The sequence below is a fragment of the Cupriavidus sp. WKF15 genome (assembly GCF_029278605.1).
Lineage (GTDB): Bacteria > Pseudomonadota > Gammaproteobacteria > Burkholderiales > Burkholderiaceae > Cupriavidus.
In genome coordinates this window covers 462,813-475,755 of sequence record NZ_CP119573.1, presented here as the reverse complement: position 1 = coordinate 475,755, position 12,943 = coordinate 462,813, and the positions used below count along the sequence as shown (strand labels likewise).

The 12,943-nt window shown below is 68.7% G+C and carries 10 protein-coding genes; 3 read left to right on the top strand and 7 right to left on the bottom strand.

Translation table 11 applies throughout. From position 1 onward, the window contains the following. Window positions 1-73 precede the first annotated feature (73 nt). Window positions 74-1,642, top strand: a complete 1,569-nt coding sequence (locus CupriaWKF_RS19520) for an MDR family MFS transporter (RefSeq protein WP_276102417.1) — start codon at window positions 74-76, stop codon at window positions 1,640-1,642. A 12-nt stretch (window positions 1,643-1,654) separates the two neighbouring features. Here CupriaWKF_RS19520 and CupriaWKF_RS19515 read toward each other — a convergent pair whose 3' ends face one another. Further along, the gene (locus CupriaWKF_RS19515) at window positions 1,655-2,587 is read right to left on the bottom strand and encodes an oxygenase MpaB family protein (protein ID WP_276102416.1); all 933 of its coding nucleotides are present in this window, start codon (window positions 2,585-2,587) and stop codon (window positions 1,655-1,657) included. Between the two features lie 85 nt (window positions 2,588-2,672). On the opposite strand from CupriaWKF_RS19515, the gene CupriaWKF_RS34375 reads away from it, so the two are divergent. After that, window positions 2,673-3,836 carry a BON domain-containing protein gene (locus tag CupriaWKF_RS34375; RefSeq protein ID WP_346348620.1) on the top strand — a complete coding sequence of 388 codons (1,164 nt, stop codon included), beginning with the start codon at window positions 2,673-2,675 and terminating at the stop codon, window positions 3,834-3,836. An 82-nt stretch (window positions 3,837-3,918) separates the two neighbouring features. Here the strand turns inward: CupriaWKF_RS34375 and CupriaWKF_RS19505 are convergent, their stop codons facing one another. The 5 genes from CupriaWKF_RS19505 to ligD all read right to left on the bottom strand — a co-directional run bounded on the left by CupriaWKF_RS19505 (window position 3,919) and on the right by ligD (window position 10,346). Next, window positions 3,919-4,920 carry a Ku protein gene (locus CupriaWKF_RS19505; RefSeq protein WP_276102415.1) on the bottom strand — a complete coding sequence of 334 codons (1,002 nt, stop codon included), beginning with the start codon at window positions 4,918-4,920 and terminating at the stop codon, window positions 3,919-3,921. A gap of 22 nt (window positions 4,921-4,942) precedes the next feature. Beyond that, entirely contained in the window at window positions 4,943-5,086 is a 144-nt protein-coding gene (locus CupriaWKF_RS19500) for a hypothetical protein (protein ID WP_276102414.1), read from the bottom strand. Between the two features lie 43 nt (window positions 5,087-5,129). Continuing rightward, on the bottom strand, window positions 5,130-7,103 hold the full coding sequence (locus tag CupriaWKF_RS19495) for a response regulator (protein ID WP_276102413.1): 1,974 nt from the start codon (window positions 7,101-7,103) through the stop codon (window positions 5,130-5,132). Window positions 7,104-7,314: 211 nt separating this feature from the next. After that, complete coding sequence (locus CupriaWKF_RS19490; protein ID WP_276102412.1) at window positions 7,315-7,701, bottom strand: hypothetical protein; 387 nt, start codon at window positions 7,699-7,701, stop codon at window positions 7,315-7,317. Continuing rightward, on the bottom strand, window positions 7,698-10,346 hold the full coding sequence (ligD, locus tag CupriaWKF_RS19485) for a DNA ligase D (protein ID WP_276102411.1): 2,649 nt from the start codon (window positions 10,344-10,346) through the stop codon (window positions 7,698-7,700). The genes CupriaWKF_RS19490 and ligD overlap by 4 nt, the downstream gene beginning before the upstream one ends. 307 nt (window positions 10,347-10,653) lie before the next feature. Between ligD and CupriaWKF_RS19480 the strand changes: the two genes are divergently transcribed. Beyond that, complete coding sequence (locus tag CupriaWKF_RS19480; protein WP_276102410.1) at window positions 10,654-11,667, top strand: SDR family oxidoreductase; 1,014 nt, start codon at window positions 10,654-10,656, stop codon at window positions 11,665-11,667. A 31-nt stretch (window positions 11,668-11,698) separates the two neighbouring features. Here the strand turns inward: CupriaWKF_RS19480 and CupriaWKF_RS19475 are convergent, their stop codons facing one another. Continuing rightward, window positions 11,699-12,721 (bottom strand): sigma-54 dependent transcriptional regulator, encoded by a 1,023-nt coding sequence (locus CupriaWKF_RS19475; protein ID WP_276103326.1) that lies wholly within the window; start codon window positions 12,719-12,721, stop codon window positions 11,699-11,701. Between the last annotated feature and the right edge of the window lie 222 nt (window positions 12,722-12,943).

Here is a 12,943-nt window from a genome sequence, read left to right as displayed (position 1 = left end):
AGCAAGAGCAGGCCGGTCCACCTGGCGCAAGCGGCGCCCCGCGCGGCCGCCATGCCTGCCGCCGCTGGTGCCGATGACCGCAGTTCCCTCCGAGCCGCCCCGCGCGGCAAATGCCCCGCCTCTTTCCTCGTCGGCCGCAGCGACTCAGCCGCCGGTGATGCAGATCCTGTTCGGCCTGATGCTCGCCATCCTGCTGGGCGCGCTCGAACAGTCGATCGTTGCCGTGGTGCTGCCCGAGATCGCCGTGCAGCTGCGCGGCTTCGAGGACATGGCCTGGGTCATCTCCGCTTACCTCGTGGCCTCGACCGTGGCCACGCCGATCTACGGCAAGCTCTCGGACGTGCTGGGCCGGCGCTCGGTCCTGTCCTTCGCGATCGTGCTGTTCCTGCTGGCCTCGGTGGTCTGCGCGCTGGCCCAGACCATGCCGCAGCTGATTGTTGCGCGGATCCTGCAGGGCCTGGGGGGCGGAGGGCTGATTTCGGTGTCGCAGGCCGCCATTGCCGACGTGGTGCCGCTGCGCGAGCGCGGGCGCTACCAGGGCTACGTGAGCGGCGTGTGGGCGGTAGCCAGCATGGCCGGGCCCGTGATCGGCGGCTACCTCGCGCATTACCTGTCCTGGCGCTGGATCTTCTGGATCAACCTTCCGCTTGCCCTGCTGGCGCTGGTCGTGGTGCGGCGCGCGCTGCGCTTCCTGCCGGCCGGTGGCCGGCGCCATCGCATCGATTACCTCGGCGCGCTGCTGTTCGGTGGCGGGCTCAGTGGCGTGCTGGTGTTCCTCACACGGTTGGGGCAGGGCCAGTCGCCGCTGCGCACCGATTCACTTGCCCTGCTGGTCGCCGGGGTGGCCGCGCTGGCGCTGTTCCTCTGGCAGGAGCGGCACGCGGCCGACCCGGTGATTCCGCTCGCCATGCTGCGCGTGCCGACCGTGGCCATCTGCTGTGCCACGCTGTTCATCTGCTTTTTCCAGCTGATCGCGATGTCGGTGCTGCTGCCGCTGCGCTTCCAGGTCGTGGGCGGCGCGCAGGCGGATGCTGCCGCGCTGCGGCTGGTGCCGCTTACGCTGGCGATTCCGTTCGGCGCGTTCGCGGCGGGGCGGCTGATGTCCTGGACCGGCCGCTACAAGCCGCTGCAGATGGCGGGTGCCTGCGTGGCGCCGCTGGCCATCGTGGCGCTGGCCTTTGTCGACCCGGTTGCGGTATGGCTGAGCGCGCTGGTGATGGTGGCCCTCGGGTTCGCCATCGGCCTGCAGTTGCCGAGTGGCCTGGTTGCCACGCAGAACGCCGTACCGCCGCAGCAGGTGGGGATTGCCACGGCGCTGACGTCGTTTTCGCGCATGCTCGGCGGGGCGGTGGGCGTGGCGGTGCTGACCACGCTGCTGATTGCACTGTTGCGCCACGGCGGCATGACGGTGACGGACTTGTCCGGCGGCGAAGACGTGCTCATGAGCATGTTCCACCAGGCGCTGGCGGCCGACACGCCGCCGGCAGAGGCGGCAGCGGTGCGCGCAGCCGCCGAGCGCGCGTTCCGGCTGCTGTTCCTGCTGAGCGCGGCCGTGTCGCTGCTCTCGCCATTCCTGGTCGTGCGCCTGCGCGAAGCCACGCTGCGCGGCAGCCCTGCCGCGGCCTCGGCGGCGGCCGAGTAGCCTGACGCCGGCTCAGGCGCCGCGCGCCACCCGCCGCCGCGCGCGCGCGGCCAGTCCCGCACCGAGCGCCCAGCGCAGTGTCGGCGCCAGCACGCGCATTCCAGCCAGCGACGCGGGGCGTCGGATCGACGGGCGATCCAGGTTCAGCATCTGGCGCGCCCAGTCGGGCAGCAGCGCAATGCCCGCGTAGGCCATCACGCGCACCGCCGGGACCAGCATCGGGTTGGCGACGGGTAATTTCATCACGAGCCGCGCTACCTCGCGCGTGCGCGCGCTGGCTTCGAGCTGCGGGCGCATGGCTTCCAGATAGGCCGCCACCGCCGCGCGCGAGCGCGGGACGGCGGTGGCGCCGAGCCGTTCGGCAATCTGCGCAACCTCGTCGTAGTAGCGGTCCTGCTCGGCCTCGCTCAGTGGTCCCACATAGCGCAGGTAGCCGGCCAGGAAGCTGGAGACTTCCGCCACGTGCACCCATGTCAGCAATGCCGGGTCGTCGGCGGCGTAGGGCCTGCCGTCCGGCGCGCTGCCGCTGACGTGCGCGTGGATGCGCCGCACGCGGTCGATCAGTGCCAGGGCGTCCGCGCGGCTGCCATAGGTCGTACCCGCGATGAACTGCGCGGTGCGCCCCAGCCGGCCCTGCATATCGGCGCGAAAGGTCGAATGGTCCCAGACGCCGGCCAGCGCCAGCGGGTGCAGCGTCTGCATCAGCAGGGCGCTGACGCCGCCGGCGAGCATGGCCGGGAAATCGGCATGTACGCGCCAGCAGATCGCGTCGGGGCCAAATAGCCCGGGGTCGCCGGGCGGGTTGTCGTAGTCGAGCGTCAGGCCTGAGTTGCTGCGCGTGAGTGCGCGTACCTGCGCCCCGGCCGTGGTGCGCAGGCGGCTGGAAATGCGGTCGAGATACTGGCCCTGGCGGCGACCCGCCGCCGGATCGGTGGAAGTTGGCAAAGGTGGCTGGATGCGTTGCGAGTCACGGTCAGAATACACGGGAAGACGCGAACGTGTAGGTCCCACCGCGCAATCGCCGTGGCCGGTGCAGGTACAAAAGAACAAAAAGAGCCGGAATCCCGAAGAACTCCGGCTCATTCAATTCCCGGCTTCTGGCAACACCGCATGTTGCTGCCCGCCCGGAGAAACATGGCGTTGGCACCGGATCGGCGCCCATCAGCCATCACGGCTGGCGTTGACCGCCCGAGCCTCCCTGTCCCTGCTGATGGCCCTGCTGCGAGCCCTTGCCGCTTTCCTGCTGCTGCTGGCCGCTACCCTTGTCCTGATTACCCATTTGTCCGCCGCCAGAGCGTTGGCCCTGGTTGGAACCCTGCTGGCCGCTGCGTTGGCCGCTTTGCGACTGCTCCTGCTGCCGCTGGCCCTGTTGACCCTGTTGGCCCTGCTGCGATTGCCCCGGCTGCTGTTGCTGCTGTCCCATTGCTGTCTCCATAACGCGGCGAACTGCCGCGTGAAGCTTTGCCGCAAGCCGCATGCCAGGCCCGGCGACGCCGCTGGTGGCGGGATTCCGCTGGATGGCGGCGACGGCTTGCCTCCGGATTTACAAAGCGCTGCTCTGATTTACACAGCCACGGGCCGGTTGCGCAGCCGGCACCGCGCCAGGCGCCGGCCGGCTTTCCGGAACCCGCAGGTACGGCGTTTGCAGAGAGGAACCTTGAGGACTGCTCCACGCCATGTCGCGAAAGCAGCGCACGCGCTGGGGTGGCAGTTCCGGTCACCTTGCAAGGAGAGAACCATGCAAACCAGCCGACCTACCGCTCCGATGCTGCGCCAGGCCTGCCTGGCGGCTGCACTGGCGGCCGTCGCGGGCAGCGCTTTCGCGCTTGATTCTGGCGGTTTCCTGCGCGCGGCCGTCGACACGGCCGCGCCGCCGCCGGCCAATTCCGCGCCGGGCATGCCGGGAAGGGCAGAAATCGACCGCGACACGGCGCCGCCGGCCCGCCATGACATGGGCGCCGACAAGGCCAAGCAAGCCGTGACGGACAGCGCTATCACCACCAAGATCAAGACCAGGCTGCTGACGGCCAAGGACCTGAAATCCACGGGCATCCACGTCAAGACCAAGGATGGCACGGTCAATGTGAGCGGCACTGTGCCGAGCAAGGAACAGCACGACATGGCGTTGGAGACGATCCGCGGCGTCGAGGGGGTAACGTCGGTCAACGACAGCCTGAAGGTGTCGTCGCGCTGACTGCGCCGATCAATGACTGGCGCCCGGTCGGGCGCCAGTAGCCACTACGGAGCCGAGCCAGTGGCGCAGGCTATGTGTGCTTCTATGCGTGCTTGCGTCGCGCGGGGCTCCGCGTAGTGGAGGATGACTTGCCCGCGGCGGCGTGGGTAGGCCGCTTAGCGGACGCGCGGCTGCCGGCCGCATGCCTGGCAGCGCCTGCATGCTTCTTCGCCGCGGTGCCCCGCGTGGTCTTGCGCGGCGCCTTCGTTTCCGCTGGCTCGCTTCTGGCGGTCTCTCGCTTGCCGTGGTGATCCAGGCTCTTCTTGAGCAGCGCCACCATGTCGATGACCTTCGCACCCTGGCGCGGCGCTTCCGCTTCTTCGGCGGCTGGCGTGAGCTGATGGGTGTGACCCGTTTCGATCTTTTCCTCGATGCGCGCCATGAGGTCGTCGCGATAGGTATCGCGGTACCGCTCAGGCGACCACGCCTCGCTCATGTCCTCGACCAGCTTGACGGCCATGCCGATTTCGCGCGCGTGCGCGCCGCTGGCCTTGGCGCGGGATGCTTTCGGCAGCTTGAGGTGCGGGATCGGCAGCACTTCGTCGGCGAAGCGCAGGGTGTTCAGCACCAGTGCATCGTCCTCGACGAGCATGGCGGCCAGGTGCTGCCGGTTGCGCAGCACGACCAGCGCGAGTGCTGCGCGCCCGGTGCGGCGCATGGTTTCCAGCAGCAGCGCATAGCCGCGTTCGCCGCGCTTGTCGGGTTCCAGGTAATAGGGCGTGTCGAAGTAGTAAGGAGGAATCTCGCCGGTGGGCACGAAGCTCACGATATCCACGGTTTGCGTGGCTTCGACATTGGCTTGCCGGAAGTCCTCGTCGCTCAGCACGACATACTCGCCCTTCTCGTACTGATAGCCCTTGACGATGTGCGCCTTGTCGACCGGCTTGCCTGTGCTTTTGTTGATGCGCTGGTAGCCGACCGGTGCCATGTCGCGCACGTCGAGCAGGTCGAGGTCAAGCGACTGGCTGCGCGATGCGGGTCGGAGCACGACCGGGATATTCACCAGGCCGAAGCTGATCGCGCCCTTCCAGATGATGCGTGACACGATAGGTCTCCCTGGCTCAAGCTCAAGCGCCCGCGCGTTGCGGCGGCGGGGGCGGAAGGTCGCCCGGTGGCGGGTCGATGACGGGTTCGGGCGGCCCCGGCGGCGGTTCCGGCGGCGGGACTTCCGGCTTGCGCGAAGGGATGTCGGGATCTGGGGTGGTATGCATGGTCCGGGACTCCAGGTAGTGGCTGATTGGTGCGGCGGCCGCGTCAGCCGCCGGGCTCCTCGAACAACCGGGTCAGGGCGTCCAGGCTGGCCGGCTTGACCAGATGGCGGTCGAAGCCCGCTTCCAGCGCGCGGCGGCGGTCCTCCGGCCGGCCGTAGCCGGTCAGCGCCACCAGCGTGGCGCCGCGCATCTCAGGCAAGGCTCGCAGCCGCCGGGCGGTCTCGTAGCCGTCCATGGCGGGCATGCCCAGGTCAAGCAACACCACATCGGGTTTGACTTGCGGCGCGCGCGCGACGGCGCTCTCTCCGTCCGCCGCCGTGACCACGGTGTGTCCCAGCGTGCGCAGGGCCATGCTCATCGCTTCCAGGGCGTCGGTGTTGTCGTCCACCACCATGATCACGCGCGGCGGACCGGATGGCCGCGGCGTCATGGTGTCCGCCGGATGCCAGTTCTGCCATGGCTCGACGGGGAGCTCGACGATGAACGTGCTGCCTTCGCCAGGGCCCGGGCTCTCGGCCCGGACACTGCCGCCGTGCAGCCGCACGAGTTGCTGCACCAGCGTCAGGCCGATGCCAGGGCCTTCCAGCACGGCAGGATGCGTGCCAGCGGTATCCGATGCGCCGCCGGCACCGTTCTCTGTACCGGGCTCACCGGACTCCATCGGTGCCAGCGGATCGAACAGCAAGCGCTGCAAGGGTCCGGTCAGGCCCATGCCGTTGTCGTGGATGCGCACGGCGACGCGTCCGTCGACGGTTGTCGCGCCGATGCTGATCTGGCCGCCGGCCGGCGTGTAGGCAGCGGCGTTATGCAGCAGGTTGCTGAAGATCTGGGTGAGCCGGACCATGTCGCCGCGTACTGGCAACGGCTGTTCGGGCAACGCCAGGCGCAGCGTGTGCCGCTGCGCTTCCAGGACCGGCCGGACGGATTCGACCGCGGTGTTGAGCGCGCCGCGCAACTCGACCAGGTCCTGCCGCAGCGTAATCGTTCCCTGATTGAAGCGGGCGATGTCGAGCAGATCGTCCACCAGTTGTGCCAGGTGCCTGAGCTGACGGCCGATCACGTCGCGCGCGCGGAACATGTCCGCGGGCGTGGGGGCGGGTTGCTCCAGCAGGTCCACGGCGCTGCGCATCGGGGCCAGGGGGTTGCGCAGTTCGTGCGCGAGCATTGCGAGGAACTGTTCCTTGCGGTGCTCTTCGCCCCGCAACGTGCGCCGCGCGCGATTCTGGGTGGTCACGTCCTGGCAGGTGCCGGCCACGCGCAGGGCCGAAGTACCGGCCCGATGCAACGGGAAGGCGCGCGCGCGAATCTCGCGGATGCCGCCGTCGGCATGCATGAGCTGGAATTCGATATCGAGCCTGCCGTCGCCGAGCATGGCGGTAAAGGCGCTCGCCACGCGCGCCCGATCCGACGGGATCACGCGGTCAAGGCAACGTTGCGGGGCTTCGAGCAAGCTTTCAGGCGACTGGCCGCACAGTTCCGCCAGGCGCGGACTGACGAAAAGCAGGCGACGCTCGCGCGCGTCCAGCAGCCACACCACGTCGACCAGCGATTCCGCGAGCTGGCGGAACATGTCCTCGTTATCGTGCAGAGCTTGGCTGGTGCGGTGATAGGCATCTTCCGCCTGGCACAGGCGCAACAGGGAGTGGATGCTTGCGACCAGTTCCTCGGGCTCCGACGGCTCGGCGATGAAGCTGTCAGCACCGCACTCGAGCGCCTGCACGCGCTGCACGGAACTGGCCAGTGCGGGTGAGGTCAGCAGGACCGGCGTGCGCGCCAGGATGGGATCGGTCTTGAGCCGCCTGCAGACTTCAAAGCCGCTGATATCGGGCAGCTCCAGTGCCAGCAATACGAGCGCGGGCGCATGCTGGCGCACCAGCGACAGCGCAGCCTGGCCGGTAGACGCTTCGATCACCGAAAAGCCAGCCCGTTGCAGGATGCTGCTCTTGACGTAGCGCGCTCCCTCGCGATCCTCGACGTTCAGAAGGAGCGGGCCATTGCGGGAGGCGTTCGTGTTCATGGCCGCCAGCCTTCGCATCGGGGCCATGCGACGCTCAAGACGCTAAAGACTGCAAAAACTGCCTGGTGCAGCCGCGCGGGTTTTGTACGAATTACATGCCTGGCTATGCTCACGGTGCGTTCCCCCTTCTGTGACTGAGCGGACGGTCGATCCCTTATCGGTGGGACCACAGGGTGGGATGCGCAAAAGGCGTGCCGACGGCAGGCCTCTGCTAGTGCCGTGCCACTTCGCCGCTATGTGCCTCGGCGCTCGGAGAAGTGCCGCCGTGCGGGCCCGCGGACTGCGGCGCTTCCGTGGCCTTTTGCGGAACCTGGCCCGCGTCGGGGGCTGCCGGGGCAGTGCCGGCTCCCTTCCTGCCAAACTCCGCGGCGATCCGGTCTTGCGCCTGGGCCAGGCGTTCGGCCTGGTGCTTTGCCTCTTCGGCTTCCCTGGCCTTGCGCGCGTCGGCGGCTTGTTGCTGCTCCGGCGTGGGTGCCGGCAGGCGCGCACCTGCCGGCAGGGCCACGGCCATCAGCATCGCCGCGACCAGCGCGCGCCGTGGAGGACGTGGCAGCGCCTGGCGTACGTGGCGCATATAGCGGATGAAGGACCGGGTCATGGCTTGCTCCTTCCGGCGCGCGCCAGCCGGGCGGCTGCACGCGTAAGGGTCTGGCGCGTACCGGCATAGGCGTCCCACGGATCGTGACGCGCGATCTCGTCCAGCCGTGGCGCCACATTGGCCACGGTCCACTGGTCGGAGCCCTTGAGGCCGTCAAGCTCGTCCCAGGCGAGCGGCACCGACACGCCCAGGCAGCTGCGCGCACGTGCGGAGAACGCCGCCACCGTGGTGGCGCCTACCCCATTGCGCAGGTAGTCGATGAAAATCTTGCCAACGCGGTTGCTGGCGCCGCTTTTCGCGACGAAGCGCCTGGGGATCGTGGCGGCCATGTGGAGCACCACGTCGCGGGCAAAGTCCTTGACCTCGTCCCAGCCCGCGCGTGGCGTCAGCGGCACCACTACGTGCAGGCCCTTGCCGCCGCTGGTTTTCACGAAGCTACCGAGCCCCAGTTCATCGAGCCACGCCTTCATCAGCGCCGCGGCTTCGCGCATATGGGGCCACGGCACGCCTTCACCGGGATCCAGGTCGAAGACGATGCGGTTGGGCCGGTCGATGCTGTGCTTGCTGGCGTTCCAGGTGTGGAACTCCACGACATTGAGCTGGGCCGCCGCCACCAGCGCGTGCTCCGAGACGATCTCCAGCAGCGCCGGATGATCCGGCCACAAGCTGGGATCGAGCACGTTGACGCCATCCACCCTGAGCGTGTCGCCATGCCGCTGGAAGAACTGCTGGCCGGCCACGCCGTCAGGCGCACGCACCATGGCGATCGGGCGGCCGCGCAGGTGCGGCAGCATCAGCGGTGCCACGCGCTCGTAGTAGCTCACCAAATCGCCTTTGGTGAGGCCGCTGGCCGTGTCGATGACGCGTTCGGCGTGACTGATGGCAACCTTGCCCTGTGCCGCGGTGGGTTTGCCTTTGCGCGCGGCACCGGTCTCGCGCTTGCCGCCGGCCGGCGCAGCGGGCAGTTCCACGGACACCGCGCTGGCGGGCTTGTCGCTGCGCAGGCCATGGAAGACCGCATGCCGCACGCGCCCGTCGCGCGTCCAGGAACCGAACGATACTTCCGCCACCAGCCGGGGCCGCACCCACAGCCCTTTGGCTGACCCTGGCAGCGTGTCGAAAGGCGCCTTGTCGGTGCGCAGCGCATCGAGCTGTGCGCGCAGTTTCGCGAGCGTGCGGGTATCGAACCCCGTGCCCACATTGCCGGCGTAGCGCAGGCGGCCGGCGCTGTCATGCACGCCGAGCATCAGCGCGCCAAGGCCGGCGCGGCTGCCCTTCGGTTCGGTGTAGCCACCGATCACGAACTCCTGCCGCTGGGTGCACTTGAGCTTGATCCAGGTATTGCTGCGCGTGCTGACATACGGCGCATCTGCGCGCTTGCCGATCACGCCTTCGAGCTTCATGCGGCACGCGGCTTCCAGCATCTCGTCCGGCGCGGCCTCGAAGTCTTCGCTGAAACGCAGGCGCGGCGCGGTGCTGGATTCGAACAGGTGCCGCAGCAGCGCGCGCCGCTCCGCCAGCGGCACCTTGCGCAGGTCGTGGCCGGCATAGAACGGCAGGTCGAACACGAAGTACTGGATCGATTCGACGTGCGCGGTCTCGAAGGCGTTCTGCAAGGCCTGGAAGTCGGTCTCCCCGTGCTTGCCGAGCACGACGATTTCTCCGTCGAGCCAGCCGTCGGGCAAGCCTAGCGAGCGCACTTCGCGCGCCAGCGTTTTCAGGCGCGAGGTCCAGTCGTGGCCCTGGCGCGTGAACAGGCGCACGTCGTCGCCGTCGATGCGGGCCAGCACGCGGTAGCCATCGAACTTGACTTCGTAGCGCCAGGCGCCGGCATCGGCGGGCACGCGTTCCACCAGCGTGGCAAGCTGCGGCGACAGGGCGAGCGGCAGCGCGGCGGCGACAGCGCGGCGCGGCAGGGCCCTGGCTGTGTCATGGTCCTTGCGCTTGCCGGTTGCCTCGGACTTCCCGCTCTTGCGCGCCGCCGCCGCCCGGGAAGTGCCGGCCAGCACGCTGTCCGGCAGGGCCTCGGTCACGTCGAGTTCGGATGCGGGCACGGCGGCATCGTCGCGCTCCTTGATCAGCAGCCACGCATCCTGTTCCTTCTGGCGGCTGCCATGCATGCGCACAAGGGTCCAGTGGCCGTGCAGCTTCTCCCCGCGTAGCTCGAACTTCAGCTTGCCGGCGCGATAGGCCGCATCGGCATCGCCATCCGGCACCCATACCCCGCGGTCCCACACGATCACCGTGCCCGCACCGTAATGGCCGGGCGGAATCACCCCTTCGAAACCCGCGTACTCGAGCGGGTGGTCCTCCACGTGCACGGCCATGCGCTTGTCGGCCGGGTCGAGGCTCGGGCCCTTGGGCACGGCCCAGCTCTTCAGGGTGCCGTCCAGCTCCAGCCTGAAGTCATAGTGCAGGCGGCGCGCGGCATGCTTCTGGATGACAAAGGACAAGGCGCGTGTGCGCCCGGTGCCGCGCCTGGATGTCAGGGCGCGCTCACGCACGCCGCCCGGTTCGGGCGTGGCGGCGAAGTCCCGCATCTGGCGGTACCGGCTCAGTCTGTCGGGACCGCGCTTGCGCGCGGGCGGGGCTTTGCCGCCGGCGGTGCGGGCATCTTCTGTGGCCTGGCGCGTGGTTTTTGCCATGGTGGACCGGTTTCCATGGGGGAAGGGAGGCGAACCTCGGTGGCTTCAGCTTAGGCACGGCCCAGGCCCGCCGAAATCGGCGCCAGTCCTACACCCGGGTCGGCCAATGCCGCGCGCGTGTGCTTCTTACCGGACGTTGTAAATCCGCGCGGGCGCTTGCGACGCGCTGAACGGGAAAACCGCGGCAGCGCCGCGGGAACGCTCCTTGCGGCTTCTGGCCCTGCATATCGGTCGAGCGTTGCCGGCAGTGCGTCCCCGGATGCCGGCGATTGTCATCACCGCGCCCGGGGCATCAGGATGCAAGCAGATGAAACTCTCTCTGAAAACGATCGGGTCGCAGGTCATCGTGCTGACCGGCGCTACCAGCGGCGTTGGCCTGGTCACGGCACGCAAGGCGGCGGCCATGGGCGCCCGCCTTGTGCTGGTGGCGCGCGGCGAAGAATCGCTGCACAAGCTGGCCGAGGAACTGCGCGAGAAAGGCACCGAGGTCATCACTGTCACCGCGGACGTGGGCCGGCATGAAGACGTAGCCAACGTGGCGCATGCCGCCATCGAGCGCTTTGGCGGCTTCGATACCTGGATCAACAATGCTGGCGTGACCATCTTTGGCCGCCATGCCGATGTGCCGCTCGAAGACCAGCGGCGCCTGTTCGACACCAACTACTGGGGCACCGTGCATGGCTCGCTGGCGGCGGCGGCGCATCTGCGCGAACGCGGAGGCGCCATCATCAATATCGGCAGCGAAGCGTCGGACGGGCCCTTGCCGCTGCAGAGCGCCTATGCGGCGTCGCAGCACGCGATCAAGGGCTTCACGGATTCGCTGCGGCTGGAACTGGAGCAGGAGATGGCGCCGATCAGCGTCACGCTGATCAAGCCGGCCGGGCTGGAAACCCCGCTGGCCGAGCATGCCAAGAACTTCCTCGACGTCGAGCCGCGCCTGCCGCCGCCGCTCTATGACCCGGCACTGGCGGCGGACGCCATCCTGTTTGCCGCCGAGAACCCGCGCCGCGACCTGTTCGTGGGCGGCGCCGCCAAGGCATTCTCGGCAGCCGCCTATCATGCGCCGCACGCGTTCGACCAGTTCATGCGCCGCTTCATGGGCCGTGCGCAGCAGACCCGCCACCCGGCGGGCCCGCTTGAGGACAACACGCTGTACGGTGGCGGCAACGGCCTGCAGGAGCGCACGGGCAACCGCGCCGCGTTGCAGTCATGCCCTTACACCACGACTGCGCGCCACCCGGTGCTGGCCACCGCACTGGTGGTCGGCGCGTCCGCGGCGGTGGCCGCTGTGATGCAGGTCCGGCGCGGCCGCCATGGCTAGCTTGCGTCCGGCGTCCGGCCCGGGCCGGCCATCAGCCGGCCCGGTACGCCTCCAGGCGGTTGTACAGCGTCTTGAGGCTGATGCCGAGCGCGCGCGCGGCCTGCCGCTTGTCGCCGTTGAAATGGGCGAGCGTGGCCATGATGATCTCGCGCTGCGTATCGGCGAGCGTGGTGCCGACACGCACGTTGACCACGCCGTCGACCGTACTCGGACGCTGCGGCTGGGTACCGAGGTTCGGGTTGCCGATTTCCACGACCGTGTCGGCCAGGATAAAGGCACGGTAGACCGCGTTCTTCAGTTCGCGCACATTGCCGGGCCAGTCGTAGCGCGTCAGCCGCTCCAGGGTCCCGGCCGAAAACATCTTGTCCGTGTGCTCCATCGCGTTGTACTGGGCCAGGAAGTGGCGGGCCAGCGGAACGATATCCTCCACGCGCTCGCGCAGCGGCGGAATATGCAACGGGAACACGGCAAGGCGGTACAGCAGGTCTTCCCGGAGCTGGCCCGCGCGGACCGCGTCGAGCGGGTCGCGGTTGGTCGCGGCAAGGATGCGCACGTCGCTGGCGATCAGGGTATCGCCGCCGACGCGATGAAAGGTGCAGCTTTCCAGTACGCGCAACAATTTGACCTGCATGGCCGGGGGCATTTCGGTGACCTCGTCCAGGAACAGTGTCCCGCCCTGGGCCTGCTCGAAGTAGCCCGCCTTCTGGTCGATGGCGCCGGTGAAACCGCCCTTTTCGTGGCCGAACAGCTCGGATTCGATCAGCGTGGGCTGGATGGCGCCGCAGTTGACCGCGACGAAGGGGCCGCTGGACCGGCTGCTGCGCGCATGCACCGCCCGCGCCACGACTTCCTTGCCGGTGCCGCTTTCCCCGATGGCAAGCATGGTCACATCCGTGGCGGCCACGCGCTCGATCTGCGCCAGCAGGCTGCGCATGGCGGGCGCGGTGCTCGGGAAACCTGGGGCGGAATGGCGCGGCCCCGCAGGCCTTCCGCTTGCGGAGCGGCGCCGCGTCGGGATGGACTGGCGGTGGTCGACACGTTGGCATGGGTCCAGGAGCGCGGGACGTTCCTATGCTAGCCCGATAGGCAGGGCCCTGCCAGACGTCGGGCGCAGCACGCGGAAACATCCGACAGCCGTGTCAGAGAGACACTGGCAACAATCGGTCTCCGGGATGTTTAGACTCCGGGTACGCACCTTGCGTTGCGCTCGCGTGTCCGCGATGCGAACGTTTGTGTTGCGTCGCAGCAGGCGGGCATGCCGCGTTTGCCAACCGGC

Bases quoted from the DNA above. Each gene is read 5' to 3' on its own strand.
- CupriaWKF_RS19520 (WP_276102417.1), top strand. From the start codon at position 74: ATGACCGCAGTTCCCTCCGAGCCGCCCCGCGCGGCAAATGCCCCGCCT.
- CupriaWKF_RS19500 (WP_276102414.1), bottom strand. From the start codon at position 5,086: ATGCATACCACCCCAGATCCCGACATCCCTTCGCGCAAGCCGGAAGTC.
- CupriaWKF_RS19495 (WP_276102413.1), bottom strand. From the start codon at position 7,103: ATGAACACGAACGCCTCCCGCAATGGCCCGCTCCTTCTGAACGTCGAG.
- CupriaWKF_RS19490 (WP_276102412.1), bottom strand. From the start codon at position 7,701: ATGACCCGGTCCTTCATCCGCTATATGCGCCACGTACGCCAGGCGCTG.
- ligD (WP_276102411.1), bottom strand. From the start codon at position 10,346: ATGGCAAAAACCACGCGCCAGGCCACAGAAGATGCCCGCACCGCCGGC.
- CupriaWKF_RS19480 (WP_276102410.1), top strand. From the start codon at position 10,654: ATGAAACTCTCTCTGAAAACGATCGGGTCGCAGGTCATCGTGCTGACC.